Origin of the sequence: Pseudonocardia sp. TRM90224 (genome assembly GCF_021245725.1) — a bacterium.
GTDB lineage: Bacteria > Actinomycetota > Actinomycetes > Mycobacteriales > Pseudonocardiaceae > Pseudonocardia.
Window position 1 is genome coordinate 466,281 of sequence record NZ_JAJGSX010000001.1, and the last position, 24,994, is coordinate 491,274.

The 24,994-nt window shown below is 72.8% G+C and carries 22 protein-coding genes and 1 tRNA gene; 10 read left to right on the plus strand and 13 right to left on the minus strand.

Annotated features, from left to right (window positions below; translation table 11 throughout):
• Nucleotides 1-84 precede the first annotated feature (84 nt).
• Nucleotides 85-3,639 carry a transcription-repair coupling factor gene (gene mfd / locus LL648_RS01925; RefSeq protein WP_232660604.1) on the minus strand — a complete coding sequence of 1,185 codons (3,555 nt, stop codon included), beginning with the start codon at nt 3,637-3,639 and terminating at the stop codon, nt 85-87.
• 342 nt (nt 3,640-3,981) lie between these two features.
• Between mfd and LL648_RS01930 the strand changes: the two genes are divergently transcribed.
• Together LL648_RS01930 and LL648_RS01935 are read left to right on the plus strand one after the other, a co-directional pair.
• Nucleotides 3,982-4,785, plus strand: coding sequence for an SAM-dependent methyltransferase (locus LL648_RS01930; RefSeq protein WP_232660605.1), 804 nt, complete (start codon nt 3,982-3,984; stop codon nt 4,783-4,785).
• Between the two features lie 120 nt (nt 4,786-4,905).
• Nucleotides 4,906-5,700 (plus strand): SAM-dependent methyltransferase, encoded by a 795-nt coding sequence (locus tag LL648_RS01935; protein WP_232660606.1) that lies wholly within the window; start codon nt 4,906-4,908, stop codon nt 5,698-5,700.
• An 89-nt stretch (nt 5,701-5,789) separates the two neighbouring features.
• On the opposite strand, the gene LL648_RS01940 is transcribed toward LL648_RS01935, so the two are convergent.
• From LL648_RS01940 to LL648_RS01950, 3 genes are all read right to left on the minus strand, one after another.
• Entirely contained in the window at nt 5,790-6,539 is a 750-nt protein-coding gene (locus tag LL648_RS01940) for a hypothetical protein (RefSeq protein WP_232660607.1), read from the minus strand.
• A complete protein-coding gene (locus tag LL648_RS01945) occupies nt 6,536-7,450 on the minus strand; it encodes an ABC transporter ATP-binding protein (protein ID WP_232660608.1) in 915 nt (304 codons plus the stop codon). Before LL648_RS01945 ends, LL648_RS01940 begins: the two co-directional genes overlap by 4 nt.
• 94 nt (nt 7,451-7,544) lie before the next feature.
• Nucleotides 7,545-10,913 (minus strand): S41 family peptidase, encoded by a 3,369-nt coding sequence (locus tag LL648_RS01950; protein ID WP_232660609.1) that lies wholly within the window; start codon nt 10,911-10,913, stop codon nt 7,545-7,547.
• A 76-nt stretch (nt 10,914-10,989) separates the two neighbouring features.
• Between LL648_RS01950 and LL648_RS01955 the strand changes: the two genes are divergently transcribed.
• A complete protein-coding gene (locus LL648_RS01955) occupies nt 10,990-12,237 on the plus strand; it encodes a PQQ-dependent sugar dehydrogenase (RefSeq protein ID WP_232660610.1) in 1,248 nt (415 codons plus the stop codon).
• A gap of 6 nt (nt 12,238-12,243) precedes the next feature.
• Here LL648_RS01955 and LL648_RS01960 read toward each other — a convergent pair whose 3' ends face one another.
• From LL648_RS01960 to LL648_RS01970, 3 genes are all read right to left on the minus strand, one after another.
• Nucleotides 12,244-12,519 (minus strand): DUF2277 domain-containing protein, encoded by a 276-nt coding sequence (locus LL648_RS01960; RefSeq protein WP_232660611.1) that lies wholly within the window; start codon nt 12,517-12,519, stop codon nt 12,244-12,246.
• A 36-nt stretch (nt 12,520-12,555) separates the two neighbouring features.
• Nucleotides 12,556-13,227, minus strand: a complete 672-nt coding sequence (locus tag LL648_RS01965; RefSeq protein ID WP_232660612.1) for a PIG-L deacetylase family protein — start codon at nt 13,225-13,227, stop codon at nt 12,556-12,558.
• 117 nt (nt 13,228-13,344) lie between these two features.
• Nucleotides 13,345-14,298, minus strand: a complete 954-nt coding sequence (locus tag LL648_RS01970; protein WP_232660613.1) for an acyl-CoA desaturase — start codon at nt 14,296-14,298, stop codon at nt 13,345-13,347.
• A gap of 262 nt (nt 14,299-14,560) precedes the next feature.
• Here LL648_RS01970 and LL648_RS01975 point away from each other — a divergent pair.
• Nucleotides 14,561-14,631, plus strand: a tRNA-Gln gene (locus tag LL648_RS01975).
• A 122-nt stretch (nt 14,632-14,753) separates the two neighbouring features.
• Here the strand turns inward: LL648_RS01975 and LL648_RS01980 are convergent.
• On the minus strand, nt 14,754-15,674 hold the full coding sequence (locus LL648_RS01980; protein WP_232660614.1) for a LysR family transcriptional regulator: 921 nt from the start codon (nt 15,672-15,674) through the stop codon (nt 14,754-14,756).
• A 79-nt stretch (nt 15,675-15,753) separates the two neighbouring features.
• Here LL648_RS01980 and LL648_RS01985 point away from each other — a divergent pair, with 79 nt between their 5' ends.
• Nucleotides 15,754-16,581 carry an SDR family NAD(P)-dependent oxidoreductase gene (locus LL648_RS01985; protein ID WP_232660615.1) on the plus strand — a complete coding sequence of 276 codons (828 nt, stop codon included), beginning with the start codon at nt 15,754-15,756 and terminating at the stop codon, nt 16,579-16,581.
• A 30-nt stretch (nt 16,582-16,611) separates the two neighbouring features.
• Here LL648_RS01985 and LL648_RS01990 read toward each other — a convergent pair whose 3' ends face one another.
• Nucleotides 16,612-16,911, minus strand: coding sequence for a hypothetical protein (locus LL648_RS01990; RefSeq protein ID WP_232660616.1), 300 nt, complete (start codon nt 16,909-16,911; stop codon nt 16,612-16,614).
• A 413-nt stretch (nt 16,912-17,324) separates the two neighbouring features.
• Here LL648_RS01990 and LL648_RS01995 point away from each other — a divergent pair, with 413 nt between their 5' ends.
• The 3 genes from LL648_RS01995 to LL648_RS02005 are packed head-to-tail and all read left to right on the plus strand — an operon-like array spanning nt 17,325 to nt 19,205.
• Nucleotides 17,325-17,918, plus strand: coding sequence for an HD domain-containing protein (locus tag LL648_RS01995; RefSeq protein ID WP_232660617.1), 594 nt, complete (start codon nt 17,325-17,327; stop codon nt 17,916-17,918).
• A 51-nt stretch (nt 17,919-17,969) separates the two neighbouring features.
• Complete coding sequence (locus LL648_RS02000) at nt 17,970-18,737, plus strand: alpha/beta fold hydrolase (protein WP_232660618.1); 768 nt, start codon at nt 17,970-17,972, stop codon at nt 18,735-18,737.
• A 3-nt stretch (nt 18,738-18,740) separates the two neighbouring features.
• On the plus strand, nt 18,741-19,205 hold the full coding sequence (locus tag LL648_RS02005) for a hypothetical protein (RefSeq protein ID WP_232660619.1): 465 nt from the start codon (nt 18,741-18,743) through the stop codon (nt 19,203-19,205).
• Here LL648_RS02005 and LL648_RS02010 read toward each other — a convergent pair.
• Nucleotides 19,192-20,028, minus strand: a complete 837-nt coding sequence (locus LL648_RS02010) for an SMP-30/gluconolactonase/LRE family protein (RefSeq protein ID WP_232660620.1) — start codon at nt 20,026-20,028, stop codon at nt 19,192-19,194. The two genes, LL648_RS02005 and LL648_RS02010, sit on opposite strands and share 14 nt — an antisense overlap.
• Before the next feature lie 92 nt (nt 20,029-20,120).
• On the opposite strand from LL648_RS02010, the gene LL648_RS02015 reads away from it, so the two are divergent.
• Nucleotides 20,121-20,642 carry a hypothetical protein gene (locus LL648_RS02015; RefSeq protein ID WP_232660621.1) on the plus strand — a complete coding sequence of 174 codons (522 nt, stop codon included), beginning with the start codon at nt 20,121-20,123 and terminating at the stop codon, nt 20,640-20,642.
• On the opposite strand, the gene LL648_RS02020 is transcribed toward LL648_RS02015, so the two are convergent.
• The 3 genes from LL648_RS02020 to LL648_RS02030 form a co-directional block, all read right to left on the minus strand.
• Nucleotides 20,643-21,515 carry a hypothetical protein gene (locus tag LL648_RS02020; RefSeq protein ID WP_232660622.1) on the minus strand — a complete coding sequence of 291 codons (873 nt, stop codon included), beginning with the start codon at nt 21,513-21,515 and terminating at the stop codon, nt 20,643-20,645.
• Between the two features lie 156 nt (nt 21,516-21,671).
• Nucleotides 21,672-23,297: a 2-succinyl-5-enolpyruvyl-6-hydroxy-3-cyclohexene-1-carboxylic-acid synthase gene (menD, locus tag LL648_RS02025; protein WP_232660623.1), complete on the minus strand. Its 1,626-nt coding sequence runs from the start codon at nt 23,295-23,297 to the stop codon at nt 21,672-21,674.
• A 38-nt stretch (nt 23,298-23,335) separates the two neighbouring features.
• Entirely contained in the window at nt 23,336-24,034 is a 699-nt protein-coding gene (locus LL648_RS02030) for a PIG-L deacetylase family protein (RefSeq protein ID WP_232660944.1), read from the minus strand.
• Nucleotides 24,035-24,242: 208 nt separating this feature from the next.
• Here LL648_RS02030 and LL648_RS02035 point away from each other — a divergent pair, with 208 nt between their 5' ends.
• Nucleotides 24,243-24,992 (plus strand): ABC transporter ATP-binding protein, encoded by a 750-nt coding sequence (locus LL648_RS02035; RefSeq protein ID WP_232660624.1) that lies wholly within the window; start codon nt 24,243-24,245, stop codon nt 24,990-24,992.
• Nucleotides 24,993-24,994: the final 2 nt, after the last annotated feature.

Consider the following 24,994-nt stretch of genomic DNA (forward strand, 5'->3'; position numbering starts at 1 on the left):
CGACCCCGAAGTTCCCCACCGTTTTGGGCACATGCGCGCCGAAACGGCGCGCATCCACCCAAAACGGTGGGGAAGTTGCGCCAGTTATCGGGGGCGCGCCGCCGCGACGGGGACCAGCAGGTCGTTCAGCAGCTTCGTGCACCACGCGAGCAGGTCGAGGTCGCGCAGGGCGGCGCCGCCCATCCGGTCGCCCTCCACCGGCCGCGGCACCTGAACGGTCTTCGCCGTCGGCTTGTAGAGCGCCTTCGGGTGCAGGCGCTTGAGCCGCAGCTGCGCCGAATCGGGCAGGTCGAGCGGGCCGATCCGGATCGAGCTGCCGGCGACGGCCACCTCGGCGACGCCGCGGGTGCGGCAGGTCTGCCGGAACGCCGCGACGGCGAGCAGGTTGCGCACCGGTGTCGGCGGCTCGCCGTACCGGTCGGACAGCTCCTCGACGATCGCGTCGAGCGCCGCCTCGTCCCCCGCCTCGGCGATCTTCCGGTACACCTCGAGCCGCAGCCGCTCCCCCGTCACGTAGTCGTGCGGGATGTGCGCGTCGATCGGCAGGTCGACGCGGACCTCGGCGAGCGCCTCGTCGGCCTCCCCCTCGCCCGCGCCCGCCTGCTGCCGGAACGCGGCGACGGCCTCGCCGACGAGCCGGATGTACAGGTCGAACCCGACGCCCGCGATGTGCCCGCTCTGCTCGGCGCCGAGGATGTTGCCGGCGCCGCGGATCTCGAGGTCCTTCATCGCGACGGCCGCGCCCGCGCCCAGCTCGGAGTGCTGCGCGATCGTGGCGAGCCGGTCGTGCGCGGTCTCGGTCAGCGGGTGCTCCGGTGGGAACAGGAAGTACGCGTAGCCGCGCTCGCGGCCCCGCCCGACCCGGCCGCGCAGCTGGTGCAGCTGGGAGAGCCCGAGCGTGTCGGAGCGCTCGACGATCAGCGTGTTCGCGTTGGAGATGTCCAGCCCGTTCTCCACGATCGTCGTGCAGACCAGCACGTCGAACTCGTTGTGCCAGAACCCGTTGACCGTGCGTTCCAGCAGGTCCTCGTTCATCTGGCCGTGCGCGACGGCGATGCGCGCCTCGGGGACGAGGTCGCGGATCTTCTTCGCCGCCCGATCGATCGTCGAGACCCGGTTGTGGACGTAGAACACCTGCCCGTCACGCAGCAGCTCCCTGCGGATCGCGGCGGTGACCTGCTTGTCGGAGTACGCGCCGACGTAGGTGAGCGTCGGATGCCGGTCCTCCGGCGGCGTGGTGATCGTCGACATCTCGCGGATGCCGGCGAGGCTCATCTCCAGCGTCCGCGGGATCGGCGTCGCGGAGAGCGTCAGCACGTCGACGTGCGTCCGCAGCGCCGTGATGTGCTCCTTGTGCTCGACGCCGAACCGCTGCTCCTCGTCGACGATCACGAGGCCGAGGTCCTTCCAGCGCACCCCGGTCTGCAGCAGCCGGTGGGTGCCGACCACGACGTCGACGGTGCCCTCGGCGAGCCCTTCGATCGTCTCGCGCGCCTCGGCGGCGTCGGTGAACCGCGAGAGGCCCTTGACGGTGACCGGGAAGGCCCGCATCCGGTCGATGAACGTGCCGAGGTGCTGCGTCGCCAGCAGCGTCGTCGGGACGAGCACGACAACCTGCTTCCCGTCCTGCACCGCCTTGAACGCCGCCCGTACGGCGATCTCGGTCTTGCCGAAGCCGACGTCGCCGGAGATCACGCGGTCCATCGGGACCGCACGCTCCATGTCGGCCTTGACCTCCTCGATCGCCGCGAGCTGGTCGGGCGTCTCGGTGTAGGGGAAGGCGTCTTCCATCTCGCGCTGCCACGGTGTGTCCTTGCCGAACGCGTGGCCGGGCGCCGACTGCCGTGCGGCGTAGAGCTGCACCAGCTGCGCGGCGATCTGGCGGACGGCCTTGCGGGCGCGGCCCTTCGTCTTGGCCCAGTCGCCGCCGCCGAGCTTGTTCAGCGTCGGCACCTCGCCGCCGACGTAGCGGCTGATCTCGTCGAGCGAATCGGTCGGCACGAACAGCCGGTCGGCCGGCTGGCCCCGCTTCGACGACGCGTACTCCAGCACCAGGTACTCGCGCGTCGCGCCCTGCACGGTCCGCTCGCGCATCTCGACGAACTTCCCGATGCCGTGCTGGGAGTGCACCACGTGGTCGCCCGGCTTGAGCGTGACCAGGTCGACGGCGTTGCGCCGCCGGGTCGCGAGCTTGCGGGTCTCGGTGAGACCTGCCCGGTTGCCGGTGAGGTCGGCCTCGCTGAGCACGACGAGCGCCGTCGCGGAAGCAGTGAAGCCCTCGGTGATCCGCCCGCAGGTGACCGTCACCATGCCCTTGTCGGGCGTCCCGGTCAGCTGGTCGACGAGCACTGCCGGCACGTCGGCCTCACGCAGCTGCTCGAGCGAGCGCTGCGCGGTGCCGTGCCCGCCGACGACCAGCACGGCCGTGCCGCCGGCGGCGACGTGCGCACGCATGTCGACGAGGGCGCGGTCGGTGTCGCCGCGGTAGGACTCCACCTCGTGCACGGCCGGGGCGAGCACGTCGTCGCGACCGCTGACGAGCGGGCTGAGCGAGATCACCGGACGCCCGCTCTGCGCGGAGTGCTCCAGCACCTCACCGAGCTGCCGGTAGGCGGAGGCGCCCACGTCGATCGGGGCGTCACCGCCGGTCGCGGCCGCGAACCAGCTCGCCTCGAGGAACTCCTGCCCGGTGCGGACGAGGTCGGCGCTGCGGGTGCGGATCCGCTCGGGGTCGGCGATCAGCACGAGCGCGTCGGCCGGGAGCAGGTCGCTCAGCAGCTCCAGCTCGCCGCCGGCCAGCACGGGGATCAGCGACTCCATGCCCTCGGCCGGGATGCCCTCCGCGAGGTGTTCGAGCAGCTCCCGCAGCGGCGGGTTGTTCTCGTGGTCGCGGGCCAGCTGCGCGGCGCGCTCCCGGACGGGATCGGTGAGCAGCAGCTCCCGGCATCCCGGCGCGACGACCTCGTCGACGGGCCCGACGGACCGCTGGTCGGAGACACCGAACAGGCGCAGCTCGCTGACCTCGTCGCCCCAGAACTCGATCCGGACCGGGTGCTCCGCGGTGGGCGGGAAGACGTCGACGATCCCGCCGCGCACCGCGAACTCGCCGCGCGCGGTGACCATCTCGACCCGCGTGTACGCCAGCTCGACGAGCCGCACCAGCAGGTCGTCGAAGTCGTGGGTGTCGCCGACCCGCAGCTGGACGGGGTCGAGCGAGCCCAGCCCCGGCGCGATCGGCTGGATGAGGCTGCGCGCCGCCGTGACGACGACCCGCGGCGGGTTGCCGGAGCTCAGCCGCCGGAAGATCGACAGGCGGCGCCCCACGGTGTCGGGACGCGGCGAGAGCCGCTCGTGCGGGAGCGTCTCCCAGCTGGGCAGCACGACCACCGCGTCGGCGCCGATCAGCTCGGCCGCCGCCGCGCCGAGGTCCTCGGCCTCGCGGTCGGTGGCCGTCACCGCCAGTACCGTCCGGCCGTCCGCGAGCCCGGCGGCGAGGAACGGGCGGAGCGCCGACGGGCCCTCCACGGTGAGCGCCGGCACGTCCGTGCCGAGGCGCGGAAGGGCTCGCGCCGCGTCGAGAACGGCGTCGATGTCGGGGTCGGACAGGGCAGAACTGAGCAGACCGGAGAGCTTGGCCACGACTAGGGATACCCCTCGCAGAAGCAGGAACGCGCACGCCGAATACGGCCCCCACCCGGGCTACTCCCCCGTGGGGCCGCGCTCCTCCAGGGTACGCCGCGCAGGTCGCAGGGGTTCCCGAGCCCTGTCGGGGGCCAGCTCCTCGGCTGCTGCGACGACGAGAGCTCGCCCCCGGCGCGCCGCAGGTCGGGGGAAGGGCAGGAAAGCCACTTTCCTGCCCTGTGAGGGCCGGAAAGTGGCTTTGCTGCCCTCGGGGGCGCGGCGCCAACAGAGCGCGCCGCGGAGCTGCGTGGTCCTTCCGGGGGTGGCCCGGGGGCCGCACATACCGGCACGATCACCGCCATGTCCGATCTCGCCAAGCTGCCCGAGGTCAACCCCGACGTCCCGAACGCCGCCAGGATGTACGACTACTTCCTCGGCGGCTCGCACAACTTCGCCGCCGACCGGGCCGCCGCCGACAAGACGGAGGCGGTGCTCCCGTGGGTGCGCCAGGCGGTGCACGCCAACCGCGAGTTCCTCGCCCGCGCGGTGCGGTTCTGCCTCGCGGAGGGCGTCGACCAGTTCCTCGACCTCGGCTCCGGCATCCCGACGGTCGGCAACGTGCACGAGGTGGCGCGGGCCATCGAGCCGAACGCGCGGGTCGCCTACGTCGACAACGAGCCCGTCACGGTCGCGTCGGCGGCCGCGCTGCTCGCCGACGACCCGCTCAGCACGATCACCGCCGCCGACATGCGCGACCCGCAGGCGGTGTTCAACGCGCCGGGCGTGCGCGACCTGCTCGACCTCAGCCGGCCCGTCGGGCTGCTCACCGTCGCGGTCCTGCACTTCGTCCCCGACGACGAGGACCCGTGGCAGATCGTCCGCGACTACCGGGCCGACCTCGTGCCCGGCAGCTTCCACGCGCTGAGCCACGCGACCGCCGACTTCGACCCCGAGGAGGCCGCGGCGACGGAGGCCATCTACCGGCGCACCGCCAACCCGATCCACTCCCGCACCGCGGGGAGCATCGCCCAGCTGCTCGACGGCACCGACCTGGTCGAGCCCGGGCTCGTGGACGCCCGGCTCTGGCGCGCGCCCGAGGACACGGACCCGGCGGCGCAGCGCCGCGGGTTCATCGCCGGCATCGGCCGCATCCGCGAGCCGTGACCGTCGACAACGACGTTTTGGCTGTTTCCGCGGCCGAAAAACAGCCATAACGTCGTTGTCGACGCGTTCCGCCCATGTGCGGCAGGATCGGCCGATGACCACTCGCGCAGGTCGCGCCTCGTGACCGACCTCTCCGCACTGTCACAGGTGGACCCCGACCGCCCCAACGCCGCCCGCATGTACGACTACTACCTCGGCGGCTCGCACAACTTCGCCGCCGATCGCGCCGCCGCCGAGCTGGCCATCGCGGCCGCCCCCTGGATCCGGAAGGCCACGCACGACAACCGCGCCTTCCTCTCCCGCGCCGTCCGGTACTGCATCGGCGAGGGCGTCGACCAGTTCCTCGACCTCGGCTCGGGCATCCCGACGGTCGGGAACGTCCACGAGGTCGCGCAGGCGATGGAGCCGGACGCGCGGGTCGCCTACGTCGACAACGAGCCCGTCACGGTCGCGTCGGCGCAGGCCCTGCTCGGTGGTCTCGCCAACTGCACCATCACCGCTGCGGACGTCCGCGACCCCGACGCCGTCTTCAATGCGCCGGGCGTCCGCGACCTGCTCGACCTCAGCCGCCCGGTCGCGCTGCTCACGATCGCGGTGCTGCACTTCGTCAGCGACGAAGAGGACCCGCTGGCGCTGGTCGCCGACTACCGCAGCCGCCTCGTCCCCGGCAGCATCCACGTGCTGAGCCACGGGACCTCCGAGTTCGATCCCGACATCGCGGCCGGGACGGAAGGCATCTACCGCAACACGGCCAACCCGGTCCACATGAGGTCGGTGGCCGCCATCACCGCGCTCCTCGACGGGACCGAGCTGGTGGAGCCCGGGATCGTGGACGCGAGCATGTGGCGCGCCGACGAGGGGCAGATCCCGCCCGAGCGACGCGGCCTCGTCGTCGGCGTCGGCCGCGTCAACTGACCGAACTTCCCCACCGTTTTGTGCACTTGCGCGCCTGTGGAGCGCGCAGATGCACAAAACGGTGGGGAAGTTCGTGGGCCGTTAGCCCGTCAGGCGTCGCGGCGGTTCGCCGTGACGATCGCGACGACGAGCAGACCCCCGGCGAGAGCCGCGACGTACGCGAGCGAGGCCCACGGCGTGAGCGCCATGACCCCGACCTCCTCCTCGACGTCGGCCGAGCCGCCCGCCAGGAAGTTCATGATGTTGGTGAAGGGCAGCCACTGGTAGATGAGGGGCCCGACGTCCGGGATCACCCGGATCAGGTTCTCCACCAGCAACGTCCAGACCAGCAGCAGCGCCACCGCGCCCGCGGTCTGCCGGACGAGGATCCCGACCGCGACGGCCAGCACTGCAGCCACGAGGAACGCCGGCCCGGCCCCCGCGATCGCACGCCACTGCGCGTCGGTGGTCAGTGCCAGCGCCGGGTCGGGACGCAGCAGCGCCATCATCGCCCACCCGCCGAACGCCGAGACCAGCCCGGCGATCGTCGCGACGATCCCGACCACGGCGGTCTTGGCCAGCAACGCGGCGGTCCGGTTCGGCACGGCCTGGAACGTCGTGCGGATCGTCGAGAAGCGGTACTCCGTCGTCACCGACACCGTCGCCATGACCATCACGACGACCATCCCGAACTGCAGGAACTGCGAGGTGACCCAGGTCGGGATCGGCCCGATGTCGGCCGGGGCGCTCGCTGCGAGCAGCGCCATCCCACCGACGACGAGCGCGATGGCGACCGCGGTGCACCACCACGGCGAGCGGGTCGAGAAGAGCTTGATGCGTTCGGCTGCGAGGAGGTTCATGCCGTCGCTCCCGTGACGTACTCGACGTCCTGCTTCGTGATCTCCATGAACGCTTCCTCCAGCGAGCTGCCGCGCCGCGACAGCTCGTGCAGCACCAGCCCGTTCGCGGCCGCGATCTCCCCGACGTGCTCCGTCGACGAGCCGCTGACGTGCAGCGCGGCCTCGGCGGGCACGTCGACGACGGCCAACCCCGCCTGCCGCAGCACATCGGCGAGTTCACCGAGGTGCGGCCCGCGCACCTGCACGACGGCGCCGCTCGCGCTGTCGGCGAACTCCGCCGTCGGGCCCTGCGAGATCAGCCGCCCGCGCCCGATCACCACCAGGTCGGTCGCGGTCAGCGCCATCTCGGAGAGCAGGTGGCTGGAGACGAACACCGTGCGCCCTTCGCGGGCGAGCTGCTGCATGAACCGGCGGATCCAGTGGATCCCCTCCGGGTCGAGCCCGTTCACCGGCTCGTCGAACAGCAGCACCTCGGGGTCGCCGAGCAGCGCGCCGGCGATGCCGAGCCGCTGCGACATCCCCAGCGAGTACGTCCCGGCGCGCTGGCGCGCGACGGCCGTGAGCCCGACGATGTCGAGCACCTCGTCGACCCGCGCTTCCGGCAGCCGGTTGGTGCGCGCCATCCACCGCAGCTGGGAGCGGGCCGACCGGTTCGGGTGCACCCACTTCGCGTCCAGCAGCGCGCCGACGGTGCGCAGCGGGTGCGTCAGCTCCCGGTAGAGCTTGCCGCCGATCCGGACCTCGCCGGCCGTCGGGCGGTCGAGCCCCAGGATCATCCGCATCGTCGTCGACTTGCCGGCGCCGTTCGGCCCGAGGAAGCCGGTGACGGTCCCCGACCGCACGCTGAACGACAGGTCGTCGACGGCGAGCGTCGCGCCGTACCGCTTGGTGAGCCCCACCGACTCGATCATGTTTGTCCCCCTTCGACCGGACCGGAACACAGCCAATCGCAGGGGGACGCCCGTCGGATCAGGGATCGCCCGGGGACGGACCCCGGGGTGCGCGTCACGGGCGTGGGGGCAGCTCCGGCTTCCGGCGGGTCGGCCGCGTGGCCGGGTCGGGCGGTGCGACGGCCGGGCGCTGCTCCAGCGCCTCCAGCGCCATCGCGACGGCCCGCTCCAGCTGCGGGTCGCGATCCGCGGCCCAGTCCTGCGGCAGGATCACGACCTCGACGTCCGGCTCGACGCCGCGGTTCTCGACCTCCCAGCCGGTGTCGTCGAACCAGAACGCGTAGCGCGGCTGCGTGACGCGGGTGCGGTCGACGAGCGCGTACCGGCTGTCGATCCCGATCACGCCGCCCCACGTCCGGGTGCCGACGACGGGCGCGATGCCCATCCGCTTGATCGCCGCGGTGACGATGTCGCCGTCGGAGCCGGAGAGCTCGTCGGCCAGCGCGACGATCGGGCCGCGCGGCGCGTCCTCCGGGTACGTGACGGGTCCGCGGTGCCGGATGACCTCCCAGCCGATGACCTTGCGGGCGAGCTTCTCGACCACGAGCTGCGACGTGTGGCCGCCGCCGTTGCCCCTGACGTCGAGGATCAGCCCGTCGCGCGAGATCTCCCGGCTCAGGTCGCGGTGCAGCTGCGCCCACCCGGGCGCCATCATGTCCGGGACGTGCAGGTAGCCGAGCCGCCCGCCGGAGAGCTCCGCGACGGCGGCGCGGCGGCCGCTGACCCAGTCCTGGTAGCGCAGCGCGGCGTCGGAGTCGAGCGGTCGGACGACCACGCGGCGAACCTCCCCCGCCCCTTCGCGGTCGGGTCCGGTGCGCACGGTCAGCTCCACCAGCTCACCGGCCAGCGAGACGAGCAGGGGCGCGGGCCCCCACGCGGGGTCGAGCGGGCGCCCACCGACCTCGAGGATCACGTCGCCGGCCCGCACGTCGACACCGGGGCTGGCCAGCGGGCTGCGCGCGGCGGGGGCGGACGTCTCCGGCGGCAGCACGCGGACCACCCGCCAGCCGCCGTCCGGCGCCGGTTCGAGATCGGCGCCGAGCAGCCCCGGCACCCCCGAGCGGTTCTCGCCGCCGGGCGGGGTGACGTATGCGTGTGACGTCCCGAGCTCGCCCTGCAGCTCCCAGAGCAGGTCGACGAGGTCGTCGTGGCTGCCGACGGCGTCCACCAGCGGCCGGTAGCGGTCCATCTCCGCGGTCCAGTCGACGTCGGCCATGTCGTCGACCCAGAAGTGGTCGCGCATCAATCGTCCGGCCTCGTCGAACATCTGGCGCCACTCGGCGGCGGGGTCGACGGTGACGACGATGCGGTCCGTGTCGATCTCGTACTCGTCGGCGCCGCCGTCCGATGCGCTGTCGGCCGAGGTGCTCGACCCCGACCGGTCGGTGCGCAGCACCTTGAGCGTGTTGTGGTCGCGCACGACGAGCCGTGTGCCGTCGCCGCTGACGGCGAACGACGAGATCGGATCGGCGATGACGTCGAGCTTGCGCCGGTGCAGGTCGAACCGCTCCAGGACGGGCCGCTCCGCCTTCTCCTCCGTGCCGGCCCGCCCGTCGCCGAGCACACCCGCGACCGGGAGGCGGTACCAGAGCAGGCAGTCCTTCGCCGCTCGCATGCCGTTGTAGCGGGCCTCCGGGACCGGCATCGGGACCACCCGTTCGGCCAGCCCCTCGACGTCGACCACCACCTCCGGCGGCGCGTCGTCGTCCTTGGCCGCGACCTTCTCGGCGACGGCCTTGGTGTGCTCGTCGCCCTCCGCCGACGGGTCGGCCGGGTCGGGGGCCGGGGGGTCGGTCGGGGCCTCGTCGGCGGTGGAGACGGGGCGGCCGTCGGGGCTCGCGCCGAAGGGCGACGGCGTGCGCGCCATGAGCGGCACGAGGAACGGCCGCCACGACGCCGGGAAGGTCAGGTCGAACGAGTGCTCGTCGTAGATCGGGTCGAAGCTGCGCCGCGAGAGGAACGCGAGGTACTTCCCGTCGGAGGTGAAGACCGGGTTGGCGTCGGTGAACCGCGGCTCGGTGACCTGCACCAACGTGCCGTCCGACAGCCTGGCGAGCACCACCCTCGTCAGCCCCGCCTCGACCGTCTCGCAGAACGCCAGCCACGCGCTGTCCGGCGACCACGAGACGTCCGCGACCACGCCGTCGGCGCCGCGGAGCAGCTCCCGCAGCTCGCCCGACTCGGTGTCGAGCACGAGCAGCCTGCCGTCGTGCGTAGTCAGCGCGATGGCGGAGCCGTCGGGAGCGGCCTCCAGCTCCAGCACCCTGCCGAGCTCACCGCTGCCGTACCTGGCGGGCGGCTGGGCGTCCGTCGCGAGCGGGTCGATCGGCGCGATGCAGACGGCCTCCTCGCCCTCGACGTCGTCGACCCAGAGCGCGCGGTCGGCGCCGAGCGGCCCGGCGAGCCGCGCCCGCGCGCCGGGCTGGGCGAGCAGCGTGCGCGCGGGGCCATCGCGGTGGGTGAGGCGGTGGACGGTGCCACGCACCACGGCGACGCTGGTGCGGCCGGTCCGGTCGGGCCGCACCGAGCTGAGCCACCCCGCTGTGTGCAGTCGGTACGGGTCGCGGTCGGTGCGCGGCCCGCCGAGCCGGACGTCGATGCGGCGCGGCTGCGATGCCCCGTCCAGCGAGTCGACGATCCACAGCTCGCCCGCCGACTCGAAGACCACCCGCTCGCCGTCGGTCGAGGCGTGCCGGACGTAGAACGGGGGCGCGCTGTCGCCTCCGTGGTCGGTGTGGCGGCGCAGCCCGCTGCCGTCGAGGCCGAGCGAGTAGAGGTTGCCCCAGCCCTCGTGGTCGGAGAGGAAGGCGATCCGCTGCTCGAGGCCAGAACCGATGAGCATCGGCGCCGCCAGGTTGCCGTCGAGCTCGTCGGCGACCCGCACGAACTCGCCCGATCCGGAGCGGTCGACGTAGAGCTTGCCGGCCGTGCCGCCGCGGTACCGCTTCCACCAGGCCATCTCGCGCGACATGAGCGACGTCGCCAGCAAGGTCGTGCCGTCGGCCGCGATCGTGACGTCGGAGAGCGGACCGAACGGCAGCCGCCGCGGGGTGCCGCCCTCGGCGGGGATCGCGTGCGCCCACGTCCGGCGCGGCGACGCCTGCCCGGCGGCGCTCATGGCCAGCACATCCCCGTCCGGGGTCCACCCCAGCCCGAGGCCGCGCGCGTCGCCCCAGTAGGTGAGCCTGCGTGCCGAGCCGCCGTCGACGTCGGCCACGAACACCTCGTTGGCGCCCTCACGGGTCGACGTCCACGCCACCTGCGAGCCGTCGGGAGCGATCCGGGGCCTGGCGACGGGAACGTCGTCCGCGGTCAGCCGGTACGCGCGGCCGCCGTCGAGCGGCGCGCTCCAGACGTCGTCCTCGGCGACGAAGACCAGCGTGTCGCCGTGCAGGTGCGGGAAGCGTAGGTAACTGCGGGGCATCGGAAGACCCTAATGGGGCTCGTCGACGACACGCCCTCATACGGTGTGCTCACCCGGACGGCGGCAGGATGGTGGTATGCCACCACCGCGTTCAGCACGTGATCGGCGGGTCGGGCTGGCTGCGATCGCCGCGGCCGTCGTCGGACTGGCCGGGTGCGCCGCCGAACCACCTGCGCGCAGCGAGGGCGCCCCGGCGCCCGAGCCGGCTCCCACGACGACCGCGCAGGCCGCTCCCCGCACAGGCACCCCCGAACTGCGTGTCGAGGTCGTCGCCGATGGGCTCGAACACGTGTGGGACGCCGGGTTCCTGCCCGATGGCCGGGTGCTGATCACCGAGCGGCCGGGCCGGATCTCGCTGCTCTCCAGCGCCCAGCCCGGTGCGACCGTCACGCCGGTCACCGCCGACCTCGCCGACGTGTACGTGCGCGGCGAGGGCGGCCTGATGGGTCTGGTCGTGCACCCCGACTTCGCGCAGTCGCGGCGGTTCACGACCTGCCAGACGCACGCCGAGGCCGGCACCGCCACCGACATCCGCCTGGTGACGTGGGAGCTGGCGGCCGACGGCGCGTCGGCACGACGGGTGGCCGACCCGCTGCTCGCCGGATTGCCGATCAACTCCTCCGGCCGGCACTCCGGGTGCCGTCCGACGCTCGCGGCCGACGGCGCGCTGCTTGTCGGGACGGGTGACACCGCCCGCGGCGGCATCCCGCAAGACCTGACGTCGCTCGGCGGGAAGGTGCTGCGCATCGACCTCGCGACCGGCGGACCCGCACCCGGCAACCCGTTCGCGAACGTCGAGAACCCCGCGCAACGGCTGGTCTGGACGTTCGGGCACCGCAACGTGCAGGGCGTCGCGATCGACGCGAACGGGCAGGCGTACTCGGCGGAGCACGGTCCGAGCACCGACGACGAGGTCAACCGGCTGCGCGCCGGCGGCAACTACGGCTGGGACCCGTCACAAGGCGGCACGGTCGGCGGCTACGACGAGTCGGTGCCGATGACCGACCTCGAACGCTTCCCCGATGCCGTCCCCGCGGCGTGGCGGTCGGGCAGCCCGGTCGAGGCCATCGCAGGCACGGCGTTCCTGCGCGGGCCGCAGTGGGGCGACCTCGACGGCACGCTCGCCGTCGCCGCCCTGCGCGGCCAGAAGCTGCTGCTCATGCGGATCGGGCCCGACGGGAACGTCGCGGAGGCGACCGAACCCGCGCAGCTGAACGACACGCAGGGCCGGCTGCGCGCGGTGCGACTGGCGCCCGACGGGGCCCTGATCGTCACGACCTCGAACGGGACCTCCGACAAGGTGCTGCGGGTGACGCCCGTCTAGCGCGCTCTAGGCGGGGCGCCCGTAGCGCTCGGCGGCGCGTTCGCGCGCCTTCGCCGCCTCGACCTCGCGGTCCTTCGGCGGCGCCGAAGTCACGAGCTCGTCGAGCAGCTGCCGGGTGACCTCCGCGACGGCCTCGACGGCACGCGCGAACGCCTCCTCGTTGGCCTGCGACGGCTTGGTGGAGCCGCTGACCTTGCGGACGTACTGCAGCGCTGCGCTGTGCACCTCGTCGTGCGTGGCGGGCGGCTCGAAGTTGTGGAGCGTGCGAATGTTCCGGCACATGCCGCCCACGGTAGCCGCCGCCACCGACGGGCGCCCTCAGTCGACCGGATCCACACCCGTCAGCGGAGCGACCCCGAGCACGATCTTCGTGATGTGGAACGCCTCGGCGTACCGGGCCCGGCACTGCACACCCCGGACCCGCGCGAGCGCGCTGAACGTCTCGGAGTCGAACCAGCTGCGGTCGCGCTGCGAGCCGTAGTGCTCGTGCAGCTTGGCGATCTTCTCCCGCAGCACCGGCTCGGCCAGCGGGAGGAACGCGCCGGGCTGGGCAAGCTCGCCGTCCCACTTGAGCATCTCGTAGCCCAGCGTGAGGTGCTCCCGGAACACGGTGGGCACGAGGTCGGCGAGCGTGCGCTGGTCCTGGTGCGAGTCGAGCGCCGACGGCGCGAAGATCAGGTCGGGCTCACCGGGACCCCGCACTTCCTCCAGCGCCAGCTTCGCCCGCTCCCAGCGGCTCGGCACCCTCCCGTCGGGGAGGTCGAGCACGGTCAGGTCGAGCCGCGCACCGGGGCAGAACGCCGTCAGCGCCGCGCGCTCCTCCTCCTCGCGCAGCGAGCCGCCACCGGTCAGCACGAGCGCGGAGACGCTCACCCCGGGATGCGCGCGGCACAGCTCGAGGAGTGACCCGCCCGCGCCGATGGCGATGTCGTCGCAGTGCGCGCCGAGCAGCAGGATCCGGTCGACGCGCTCCGGTAGGAGGCTCAGCACGGGCTGTTCGCTGGACGACTATGCGCAGTCCCTACCGTCACGCGTCTTGCTGCATCCGGGTTGAGCACCGCGACAGTGTTCCATGAACGTCGGCTCGTCACCCCCCCTTCGGGGTGATCAGGCTTTCGCGGAGATCCGCGCGAGCCGTGCCGTCGTCGGCCACCGCACGTCATAGGCCCAACCGAACTTCTCGAAGATCCAGATGAGCCGGGCGGAGATGTCGATCTGCCCGCGGAGCACACCGTGGCGCGCGCACGTTGGGTCGGCGTGGTGCAGGTTGTGCCACGACTCGCCCATCGAGAGGATCGCGAGCGGCCAGAAGTTGCGCGACCTGTCCCGTGAGTTGAACGGGCGTTCGCCGATCATGTGGCAGATCGAGTTGATCGACCAGGTGACGTGGTTGGACAGGGCCAGGCGCACCAGCCCGCCCCAGAAGAACCCGGTCAGGATGCCGACCCAGGACCACGTGACCAGCCCACCGATGACGGCCGGCAGGAGCAGGCTGACGGCCACCCAGATCCCGAACGTCTTCGCGACACCGACGACGGCGCGGTCGGCGAGCAGGTCGGGGATGAACCGGCGGTGGTTCGTCTCGTCGCGGTCGAAGAACCACGTCATGTGGGCGTGCAGGAACCCCTTCGCGACGGCGAGCGGCGACGTCCCGAAGAGCCACGGCGAATGCGGATCGCCCTCGCGGTCGGAGTAGGCGTGGTGGCGGCGGTGATCGGCCACCCAGTTCAGCACGTTCCCCTGCACTGCGAGCGAGCCGGTGATCGCCATCGCGACGCGCAACCACGTCTTCGCCTTGAACGACTTGTGCGTGAAGTGCCGGTGGAACCCGACCGTCACCCCGAGCACAGCGGGCACGTAGAACACGGCGAGCAGCACGAGATCGTGCCAGCCGACACCCCAACCCCAAGCCAGCGGAACCGCCGCGACCAGCGCAACCATCGGCGTCACGACGAACACGTAGATCATGAGGTGCTGAAACGTCGTGCGGCGACCGGAGATCACGGGATTCGGGCCGCTCATGAGCGGGTTCTCGCCCACGTCGGTGGCGGTGGCGGACATCGAGCTCCTCGGCTAGGGGGACGGTTCCGAGTGGATCCGACGGCAGGTTAGGTGATCCTGGCCCCCAACACAGCCCCAGGAGCCCGAACTTCAGGCGAATCACCCATCACACCCGAACGGCGATCCGGTGCACCGCCCAACTTCCCCACCGTTTTGCCTACTTGCACGGGGTTTCCCGCGCGCAGGTCGGCAAAACGGTGGGGAGGTTCGGCGGCCTCCCGCGCGAACCTGGCGCAGGCCCGCATGCCAGGATGGAGGCCTGTCCGCCGTGGTGTAATGGCAGCACCTCGGATTTTGGTTCCGATGGTCCAGGTTCGAATCCTGGCGGCGGAGCAGCAGCTCAGCGGCTCGCGGAGGTCGGCCTCGCGGCGGTGGCCGGAGGGCACGGTCCGCGTCGACGATCACGCCGAGATGAACCGCAGCGCCCTTGGATCAAGCTCGGACGGCACTGAGGTTCATCTCGACGCTGGTTCCTGCCCTCCCCGCGCGCCACGTCCCGTCGTGTGCGCAATGAGGAGCTCCCGGCACGCCTCGGCGGCCGGCCCGAGCGGCCTCCCGCCATGATGGATCACCCCGACGGGGCGCCACACCCGTTCCGGGTGGACGGGGTGGATGGCAACGGGCCGGCCGGGCGCCTCGGCCACCGAGCGCGCGACCAGCGCGACGCCGAGGCCTTGCGCCACCAGGTCGCGCAGCCGCGGCAGGTTCGTGGTCTCGAACGGCACCTTCGGCGTGAAGCCCGCGGCGTCACACAGCCGGTTCAGCAGGCCGCGCAGGCCGCTGTCGGCGGGCAGGCAGACGAACGGCTCGTCGCTGAGCGTCTCGATCGCGAGCGCGTCGGACGCTGCCGTCGGGTGGTCGGGCGAGGTCACGAGCACGAGCTCGTCGGCGAACAGCGGTTCTGCGACGAGGTGCTCGGGCAGGCCGGACGGGACCGGGCCGAGCGCGAGATCGATGCGGTCGCCGTCGAGGTCGTCGATCAGCTGCCGGAGCGCGCCCGACCGCAGCGTGAGCTCGACGTCGGGGTGGCGGGTGTGGAACGCCGCGAGCGCGCCGGGCAGGTCGAGCGGTTCGAGCGCCTGGATCGCGCCGATCCGCACCGTGCCGATCACACCGCCGGCGAGGCGGGCCATGTCGGTGCGGGCGGCGTCGAGCTCGGCGAGGATGCCGTGCACCCGGCGCAGGAACAGCTCACCCGCCTCGGTCAGCCGCACGCGCCGGGTGGTGCGGGAGAGCAGTGCCACCCCGAGCTCCGCTTCCAGCTTCTTGACCTGCACGGAGATGGCGGGCTGCGCAACGTGCAGCTGCTCCGCCGCCCGCCCGAACCCGCCGTGGCGGACGACGGCGTCGAAGTAGGCGAGCTGGCGGAGTTCCACACATTCAGGTTGGCAGCTTATGAATGCAGCGGCAATCATGTCTTGGACATGAGGTGTCGGTTCGGCGCACGATCGACCCATGACATCGAAGCCACGTCGTTGGTTGATCACCGGAGCGGCCGCCGGTCTCGGCCGGGCACTTGCCGAAGCGGTCATCGCGCAGGGCGACGAGGTGGTCGCAACCTCGCGCTCCACCGGCCCGCTCGCCGATCTCGGCGCGGCGCAGGTCCTGCAGATGGACGTCACGAACGCAGCGCAGGTGCGTGCCTGCGTCGCCGACGCGGTCGCGGGCGGCGGGATCGACGTGCTCGTCAACAACGCCGGCCACGGACTGGTCGGCGCGCTGGAGGAGCTCTCCGACGCCGAGCTGCAAGCGGTGATCGGCACGAACGTCATCGGCGCGCTCGCCGTCACACGCGCGGTGCTGCCGCACATGCGCTCGCGCCGATCAGGACACATCGTGCAGATGTCGTCGGTCGGCGGGGTCGTGGGCAACCCCGGCCACGCCGCCTACGCGTTGACGAAGTTCGCGCTCGAAGGGTTCTCCGAGGCGCTCGCGGGCGAGGTCGCGCCGTTCGGGATCCGCGTGACGATCGTCGAACCCGGCCCGTTCCGCACTGCGTTCGCCGGCCGTTCGATGCGCTTCTCGACGGCCATCCCGGACTACGCGGACGGCCCGGCGGGCACGTTGCGCGCGCGGATGCGCGACCAGGACGGCGTCCAGCCGGGCGACCCGGCGCTGGCCGCGGAGGCGATCATCACGACGGTCCGGGCGGAGTCGGCGCCGCTGCGGCTGCCGCTCGGCGAGCAGGCCGTCAACCGCATCCGGATGAAGCTGGAACGCCAGCTCGCCGATCTGGCCGAGACGGCGGCCCTGTCGCTCTCAACATCGTTCGCCTCAACCTGAGGTCGCGGCGGACCTTCCCGCAGCCTCGCATCACCGCCGCGCGCCGCGCGAAATCCTGCGGAGCGAGGCCGGCTGGTCTTCGAGCCAGCCCTCGTACCAGGTGCGGAAATCCGTCTGCGGCGAAAGGCCGCCGTCGCTGGCGCGGTCGTCGAACCAGACCTGACCGCGAGCGGGCCCGGTCACGACGAGGCGGTGGAAGGCGCCGCAGCCGAACTCGGCGATGATCAGCGATCCGGCCGTCCGACGGACGTCGAAGTACTCGTCCTCGCTGATCGAATCGACCGGACGGTGCGGTTCGTCGGCATCGACGTAGTTGGCGGGATTCCACATCTCGGTATGGGGGAACGGCGTGGCGAGGTGACCCGCCAGAGAGCGGTCTCCGGAGTGTCAGCCAGGGCCCTCTGGGGCCGCCACGAGGGATGAGAATCCGTGCTGGGGTGCGCGACCGCGGACGGGGTGGGTGCACGAGCGGACCCGTGGCCAGGGCCGGGGCCGTGGTGGCCGGCCGGGGTGTGTGCGTTGCGCACGCGAGGGCAGGAAAGCCACTTTCCGGCCCTCACAGGGCAGGAAAGTGGCTTTCCTGCCCTCTCCGCCCCCTGGGTGAGCTGGCCGAGGTGGGTGTGGTCGTCGAGTGAGTGTGCTCAGGGCTGCCGCGGTGGCTGCGGCGACTCACCCGACAGCCACTTTCATGCAACGTGGTTGCATGAAAGTGGCTTTCCTGACCCTCACGGAGGTGAGCACACGTGCAGATCTTCGACTCGTGGCCCGACTGGCCCGCGGCGCAGCGGTCGCTGGCCGCCGAGCTGCCCGCACCGACCGTCGCCGCGCTGGCCGACGCGTACGCGTTCGCCGAGGAGCGTCACGGCTCCCAGACCCGGCCGGCGGGCGAGCCGTACGTCCACCACCTGCTCGAGGCGCTGGAGATCGCGCTGGCGTCCGGCGCGACCGACCCCGACGTCCTCGTCGCGACCCTGCTCCACGACGTCGTCGAGGACACGCCGTGCACGCTCGACGAGGTCCGCACCGCGTTCGGCGACCGTGTCGCCGAGCTCGTCGACCATGTCACGAAGCCCGAGTACGGCCCGAACGCCGACCGCGCGCAGATCCGCGAGGCCTACCTCGCCGGCTTCGCGGACGCCCCGATGGACGTGCTCGTCGTGAAGCTCTCGGACCGCTACAGCAACGTGCAGCGGCTCGACACGCATCCGCGGCCGGCGAAGCGCGCGAGCTACTACGCGGAGACCGTCCGTCACTTCCTGCCGCTCTCCCGCCGGGCGCCGTACTTCGAGCAGCGGTTCGCCGAGTGGGACGCGCACTTCGCCCCGACCCTGCGCTGAGGAATCTGCGCTGAAACGTCCGTGGAATCCCGGTCGGCCACGCTGGGTGCCATGAGCGATCCCGAACCGATCCGGATGCACGTCCACGAGTGGGGCAGCGGGCCGCGGATGGTGCTCGTCCACGGCGGCGTGCTCGGTGGACGCGAGGCGTGGCGCGCGCAGCGTCCGCTCACCGAACGGTGGACGCTGCTCGCGCCGGACCGCCCAGGGCACGGCCGGACGCCCCGGTCCCGGCGTCAGGACTTCGAGGCCGACGCGCAGCTCGTCGCCGACCAGCTGCTGGACGAGCCGAGCCACCTCGTCGGGTTGTCCTACGGCGCGATCGTCGCCATGTACGCCGCCGCGCTGCGACCGGCCGGGGTGCGCTCGCTGACCATCGCCGAGCCGCCGTCCTCCGGTGTCGTGAAGGACGTCCCCGCGGTGGCCGAGTGGGGTGCGCAGGTGCGCTCGATCTTCGAGAACACCGACGTGCCGCCCGCCGACGCGCTGCGCCGCTTCTTCCCGATCGCCGGCACGCCGGTCGAGGTGCCCGACCCGCTGCCGGAGCCCCTGGAGCGGGGGATGCGGCAGCTGTTCGGCGCCCGCCCGCCGGACGAGGCCGACCCGCCGCTGCACGTGCTGCGCGACGCGCCGTTCCCGGTGCTCGTGGTCTCGGGCGGCCACAGCGACGTCCAGGAGATGATCTGCGACGTGATCGCGAAGGAGACGGGGGCCGAGCGGGCGGTCTGCGCGGGCATGGGGCACCTGATCCCGGACACGGGCGAGCCGTTCAACACGCTGATCGAGCAGTTCGCGCTGCGCGCGGACCGGACGGCCTGACGCATGGGATACGTGCTGGAAGGTGTGCTCGCACGGGCCGACGCGCTCCCGCCGGAGATGCGTCGGCACCCGGCGGTCGCGCTCGGCCAGCAGATCGTGCTGCTGCCGATGACCGATGAGCTGCGTGCCGCGCTCACTGTCGCGAGCGAGACCGATCGGCTGGGGTTCGGCCTGCTCCCGGCAGGCTCCGCGACCACTCTCGCCACCTGGTCGAAGGCGGGGCCGCTCGCCTACGTCGAAGCGGACTTCTTCGGCGGCGTCGGCTTCCAGCGTGCGGCGGTGTGGTTCGACGGCGATCTCGTGCTGGGCCCGATCTCCGTCGAACCCGGCAAGCCGGCGGCCGGCTGCACGCCGATCTCCCAGGCGCTCCGCGCGCTGGGCGTCGTGTCAGGAGGGCACGAGGACGAGTTCGACGCCGTCGGCCTCGGTCGCCACCGCGAGACCGACGACTGGCTCACGTCGCGCTGAACCCGACCTCCACGTCGACGGCCAGCACCTGCCCGGTCGGGCCGCTCTCGGCGTCGCCGCCGAGGCCGTTCCACTCCATCGCGACGATGAACAGCGTGCGGCCCTGCGGCCCGCCGAGCGCGCACGCGAAGCATCCGCGGTCGACGGTGACGACCTGCAGGATCTCCCCGCCCTCGCGCACCCGGACGCAGCGCTTGTTGCCGACGTCGGCGTACCAGAGCGCGCCTTCGTCGTCGAGGCAGATCCCGTCGGGGTGGTCGCCGGGGGTCTCGGCGAAGATCCGCCGGTTGTCGAGGTCACCGCTTTCGTCGATGTCGAACGCCGTGACTCGGTTGCGGTAGCTCTCGGCGACGAGCAGCCTCGAGCCGTCGGGCGTGACGGCCATGCCGTTCGGGAAGAGCACGTCGTCGGCGACCTGCCGTGCGGTGCCGTCGGGCGTCGCGAGCACGATCGTCCCCGGCTGCGGCTCCGCGCCGCTCATCAGGTCGAAGCCGATCTCGTCGAGGTAGGCGTTGCCACGCGGGTCGACGACCACCTCGTTCCACGGGCCGCCGCGGGTCGGCAGCTCGGCGTGCGGCACCCACGTCCCGTCGGGTTCCCTGCGCTGCAGGCCCTCCGGCGAGAGCAGGAGCTGTCGCCCGTCCGGGAGCCAGCCGGTGCAGAACGGCGCTCCGGCCGGCCGGTGCGCAACCTCTCGCGAACCGCCGGCTCCGACCGCGAGCAGCTCCTGCGCTCCCCAGTCGGAGAACCAGAGCCGCCCGTCGTGCCATCGCGGGCACTCACCGAATTGGACGTCCTCGACCAGCACGCGCGGTTGCTCCACGCGCCCATCCTGGCCCGACCTCACCCGCCGAGGGGAGCGGGTTCGACCCGCAGGGGGAGCTGCGGGAACCGCGATCGGCCGACGCTGGCGTCATGGTTGCCGATACGACGTTCCGCCCCGAGCTCGTGCCGACATGGGCGAAGGTGGCTGCATGGGCAGTGCCGGTGCTGGCTCTGCCGTCCGCGGGTTGGCGGCTGGTCACCGCCGCTGAGGGGTTCCTCGGCCGCAACCCCTGCATGCCGGTCTCGACGCCGCTGTGGGAGATGCTCTACGTGCCGACGCTCTCGGTCGTGCAGATGGCTGCGGCGCTGGCGACGATCGGGCTGGTCAGGCCGTGGGGCGAGGTGTTCCCGCGGTGGCTGCCGATCGTCGGGGGACGCAGGGTCCCGGTTGCGTTGGCAGTCGGGATCGCCGCTGCCGGCGCGCTGCTGATGGCCGCCGTGATGGTGAAGGCGCTCATCGGTGGCGGCCCGCCGCCGGGGGTGATCATCCCGCCGGGGTGCGAGATCCCGAGGTGGGACGGGGTGCTGCGGTTCTACGTCCCGCTCTTCTTCTGGCCGCCGACGCTGGTCGCCGTGACGGCGCACTACCTGTGGCGCAGGCGGGATGCCTGATCAGCCGGCGCGCTGCGCCGGGGCGTCCAGGAGCTGCTGGAGCCTGCGCAGCTCGATGTCGCGCTGCGCCATCCCGGCCTCCGCGGCAGCGAGCAGGGTGCGTGACTGCTCCCGCTGGCTGCCGACGGCCCGCACGGAGCAGATGACGAACGGGACGGCCGCGAGCAACAGCATCGCGACGGCGCCCAGCTCCATCGCCGCGACCAGCGGAGACCGCAGCCCGGGCGTTGTCGCGGCGTCGACGATCCGCACGGCGTTGGCGGCGCTCAGCGTCGCGAACGCGAGGCCGGCGTGGCGCAGCAGCGGACGGTCGGCGATCGCACCCACGTACAGCAGCACGACCCCGGCCGCGCCCGCACCCGACCACGCGACGAGATCCGCGGCGGCGACCACGAGCAGCGACGGCACGAGCTGTGGGGCGACCAGCGCGGTGAGCGTCGCGGCTCCGGTGCCACCGGCGACGACCGCCAGCACGCCCAGCGCCGCGGCACGGTCGCGGCGGCGGTCGGCCGAGCCGCGCACGGCGAGCGCCAGCAGCCCGACGACACCGAGCACGGCGATGCTGCCGCCGAGCGCCTGGAACCCTTCCGCCTCGGCGCCGAGCGCCTGCAGGAGCAGCGCGATGCCGGTGTAGACGCCGACGGCGGCGGCGACCCGCCGCGCCATGCGGTCGCCGGTGACCCACGCGGCGACGCCGAGCAGGGTCGTCGCCGCGACACCGGCCGCGAACGCGAGCACGCCGAGCTGCGTCACGTCGACACCGCCGAAGCCGGCGGTGATCCGGTTGACGACCACCCAGGTGGCGCCGACCAGAGCGAGCTGGACGAACAACTCGATGACCGGACGACTGCGTCCGGCGGTATTGCTGGCCACTGCTACCCCTTGTACGGACGGGGACGGCGAGCCGCGACGGCAGGCCGGGTGCTTGGGGAGCTTCCACCGACGTGTCGAGTCAAACACTGCGCGTGTTACTGACCAGATGTTCAGGGCCGATTATCTGACGTAGCAGGTCCGACCCATCACACAGCGTCAGATCGTGGCGTCGACGGCGGCGCTGATCGCTGACCGCAGCTCCTCGTGCGCAGCGCGCAACGTCGCCCGCTCCGCGCGCACCTCCACGAGCCGGACGCCCGCCGCTGGGCCGAGCGCGCTCGGCAGCCCGTCGACGTCCACCACGGTGTGCGCGACGCCCATCGCCGCGCCGAGCGCCGCCATGTCGACGCGGTGCGGCGTGCCGAACACCCGCTCGAACGCGTGCTCGTGCTCTGCGGCGCCCTGCTCGAGCAGCCCGAAGATCCCGCCGCCCCCGTCGTTCAGCACCACGATGGTCAGGTCGGGCCGCGGCTCGTCGGGCCCGATCACGAGCCCGGTGGTGTCGTGCAGCAGCGTCAGGTCGCCGAGCAGCGCGAACGACGGGCCGTCGTGCACGAGCGCGGCCCCGACCGCCGTCGAGACGGTGCCGTCGATGCCGGCGACCCCGCGGTTGGAGAGCACCTTCAGGTCGGGCCGCGGCACGGCGGCGAGCGAGACGTCCCGCACCGGGTTCGACGACCCGAGCACGAGCTGCGCCCCCGCCGGCAGCGCCGCGACCAGCGCGCGGGCCAGCCGCAGACCGGTCTGCGCCGCCGGGTCGTCGAGCGCGTGGTCGAGCGTCTTGGCCGCCGCGGTGTCGGCGTCGCGCCAGCGCTGCACCCACGACGGGTCGGGGGCGAGGCGCGGCATCGAGCCGACCGCCCGCACCACGCCCGGCACGTCGTTCCACGGCCCACCCGCGGGGTCGGCGAGCGCGTAGACGGCGACGTCGGGGTCGGCGAGCAGGCTCTGCACCGGCCGGTGCAGCGTCGGACGACCGGCCACGATCACCTGTGCCGGCTTCGGCGCGTTGCCCAGCAGCCAGGGGCCGCAGCGCAGCGCGGCCGGCCACAGCGTCGAGGCGGGCTCGGCGATCACCGGTACCGGGGCGTCCAGTTCGGGCGCGCCGTGCCCCGCGATCACGATCGTCGGCGCCTCGGGGTCGAGCGGAAGCGGCGGCGACGTGCGCGTGGACCGCGCGACCTCGACCCACGGCCCACCGTCGGCGCGGCCCTCGGGCGCGGAGCCCACGCCGTCGGGCACCAGCGGCTGGGCGAAGGGCATGTTGAGGTGCACGGGACCGGGTGGGCCACCGGTCGATCCCAGCGCGGCGGCCACGACGCGGTCGACGGCGGAGCGCAACCGCGCGTTCTCCTCCGCCGCGGTGCCGGGTGCGCCGTTGACGGCCAGCCGCACAGCGCCGCCGAAGATGCCCTGCTGGACGATCGTCTGGCTGGCGCCGGTGCCGACCATCTGCGGCGGCCGGTCGGCCGTCAGCGCGATCAGCGGCACCCCCGCGTACGACGCCTCCAGCACGGCCGGGTGCAGGTTCGCGACCGCCGTGCCCGAGGTCGTGCAGACCGGGACGGGCCGGCCCGACCGCAGCGCGAGACCCAGCGCGAGGAACGCCGCGGTGCGCTCGTCGATCCGGACGTGCAGCCGCAGGCGCCCGCTCGCATCGGCCGCTTGCAGCGCGAACGAGAGCGGCGCGTTGCGGGATCCGGGGCACAGAACGGCGTCGGTGACGCCACAGCGCACGAGCTCGTCGACGACCACCTCTGCATGCATCGACGACGGGTTCACGCAACGAGCGTAATCAGAGCCCTCGGGACACCGTCGGGTCAGACCTCTATGAGCTCGAACGCCGTCGCGAGCGTGGCGCCGGGAAGGCGCGCCCCGTTGGCCTCGGCCATGGTGCGCAGGAACGTCGCGGGGTCGGCCATCGGCCCGCCGAGCGCGGCGAGGTAGGCCCGGTGCGCCTGGAGCGAGGCCACCCCGCGGTCGAAGACCGCCTCGACGTCCACCGCGTGCGAGTTGCGCGGCGAGGACGCGACAGCGACCCAGCGGACCCCGCTCCACGGCTCCCCCACCTCGGGGAAGATCCACCGGTTGGCGGCGTCGCGCACGGCGTCGATCGCGGCCCGACCGGTGGCGATGTGGTCGGCCATGTTGAGCGCCGTTCCACTGGGCCACGTCTCGCGGTGGTTGCTGGTGATCACCAGCTCGGGGCGGTGGCGGCGGATCGCGGTCGCGATGTCGCGGCGCAGCGGCACGCCGTACTCGATCAGCCCATCGGGGTGATCGAGGAACTCGACGACGTCGACGCCCACCTCGGCCGCCGCCGCGATCTGCTCGGCCTCGCGCAGCGGCCCGCACTCGGCCGGCGGGATCGTGTCGATGCCGGCCTCGCCGCGGGTCGCGAGCAGGTACGTGACGCTGCGGCCCTCGCTCGTCCAGCGCGCGACCGCGGCGGCGCCGCCGTACTCCAGGTCGTCGGGGTGCGCGACGACCACCAGCGCACGCTGCCAGTCGTCGGGCATGGGCTCGTACGGGGCTCCTGGTTCCACGGATGCATCTAACGGCATGCACCTGCCGTTCCGACCCGCCAACTTCCCCACCGTTTTGGGTGGATGCGCGCCGATTCGGCGCGCAAGTGCACAAAACGGTGGGGAAGTCGGGTAAACCCCACCTCCGCTCGGGGGCGCATCGGCCTGTTGTGGGGGCCCGTCCCGGCTGAGATATGTACCCATGACCACCTTTTCGGCTCCCCGCACGGCGCTCGCCGCTGTCGCGCTGCACGGGGTGCGTCGCACCTACGGTGCCGGCGCTTCCGCCGTCCGCGCCGTCGACGATGTGAGCGTCGAGTTCCCGCGCGGTACGTGGACGGCCGTCATGGGCCCATCCGGATCCGGCAAGTCCACCCTCCTGCACTGCGCCGCCGGCCTCGAACGGGTCGACGCGGGCCGCGTGCTGCTCGGCGACACCGACCTGACGACCGCGAGCGACGACCAGCTCACGCAGCTGCGCCGCTCGCGCATCGGGTTCGTGTTCCAGAGCTTCAACCTCGTCGGCTCGCTCACCGCGCAGCAGAACGTCGCGCTGCCGCTGCGGCTGGCCGGCTCGTCGCCGTCGCGCTCGGAGGTGCGGGCGGTGCTCGCGGCCGTCGGGATGGCCGACCGCGCCCGGCACCGGCCGCGCGAACTGTCCGGCGGGCAGCAGCAGCGGGTGGCGATCGCCCGCGCGATGGTGACCCGCCCCGAGGTGCTCTTCGCGGACGAGCCGACCGGCGCGCTCGACTCCGGATCGGCCCGCACCGTGCTGGCGCTGATGCGCTCGATGGTCGAAGCGGGCCAGACGATCGTGATGGTCACACACGACCCCGCGGCGGCCGCGAGCGCCGACGCCACCGTGTTCCTGCGCGACGGGCGGGTCGTCGACCGGCTCATCGGCGCAACGACCCGCGACGTGGCCGACCGCCTCGTCGCGCTGGAGGGCTGACC

What these genes read in the sequence shown, in the direction of transcription:
- LL648_RS01940 (WP_232660607.1), bottom strand. Translation starts at nt 6,539, where the DNA reads ATGAACCTCCTCGCAGCCGAACGCATCAAGCTCTTCTCGACCCGCTCG.
- LL648_RS01960 (WP_232660611.1), bottom strand. Translation starts at nt 12,519, where the DNA reads ATGTGCCGGAACATTCGCACGCTCCACAACTTCGAGCCGCCCGCCACG.
- LL648_RS02030 (WP_232660944.1), bottom strand. Translation starts at nt 24,034, where the DNA reads ATGCCCGACGACTGGCAGCGTGCGCTGGTGGTCGTCGCGCACCCCGAC.
- LL648_RS02005 (WP_232660619.1), top strand. Translation starts at nt 18,741, where the DNA reads ATGGGATACGTGCTGGAAGGTGTGCTCGCACGGGCCGACGCGCTCCCG.
- LL648_RS01945 (WP_232660608.1), bottom strand. Translation starts at nt 7,450, where the DNA reads ATGATCGAGTCGGTGGGGCTCACCAAGCGGTACGGCGCGACGCTCGCC.
- LL648_RS02035 (WP_232660624.1), top strand. Translation starts at nt 24,243, where the DNA reads ATGACCACCTTTTCGGCTCCCCGCACGGCGCTCGCCGCTGTCGCGCTG.
- LL648_RS01955 (WP_232660610.1), top strand. Translation starts at nt 10,990, where the DNA reads ATGCCACCACCGCGTTCAGCACGTGATCGGCGGGTCGGGCTGGCTGCG.
- LL648_RS01970 (WP_232660613.1), bottom strand. Translation starts at nt 14,298, where the DNA reads ATGTCCGCCACCGCCACCGACGTGGGCGAGAACCCGCTCATGAGCGGC.
- LL648_RS01930 (WP_232660605.1), top strand. Translation starts at nt 3,982, where the DNA reads ATGTCCGATCTCGCCAAGCTGCCCGAGGTCAACCCCGACGTCCCGAAC.
- LL648_RS02000 (WP_232660618.1), top strand. Translation starts at nt 17,970, where the DNA reads ATGAGCGATCCCGAACCGATCCGGATGCACGTCCACGAGTGGGGCAGC.
- LL648_RS01950 (WP_232660609.1), bottom strand. Translation starts at nt 10,913, where the DNA reads ATGCCCCGCAGTTACCTACGCTTCCCGCACCTGCACGGCGACACGCTG.
- LL648_RS01985 (WP_232660615.1), top strand. Translation starts at nt 15,754, where the DNA reads ATGACATCGAAGCCACGTCGTTGGTTGATCACCGGAGCGGCCGCCGGT.
- LL648_RS01990 (WP_232660616.1), bottom strand. Translation starts at nt 16,911, where the DNA reads ATGTGGAATCCCGCCAACTACGTCGATGCCGACGAACCGCACCGTCCG.
- LL648_RS02015 (WP_232660621.1), top strand. Translation starts at nt 20,121, where the DNA reads ATGGTTGCCGATACGACGTTCCGCCCCGAGCTCGTGCCGACATGGGCG.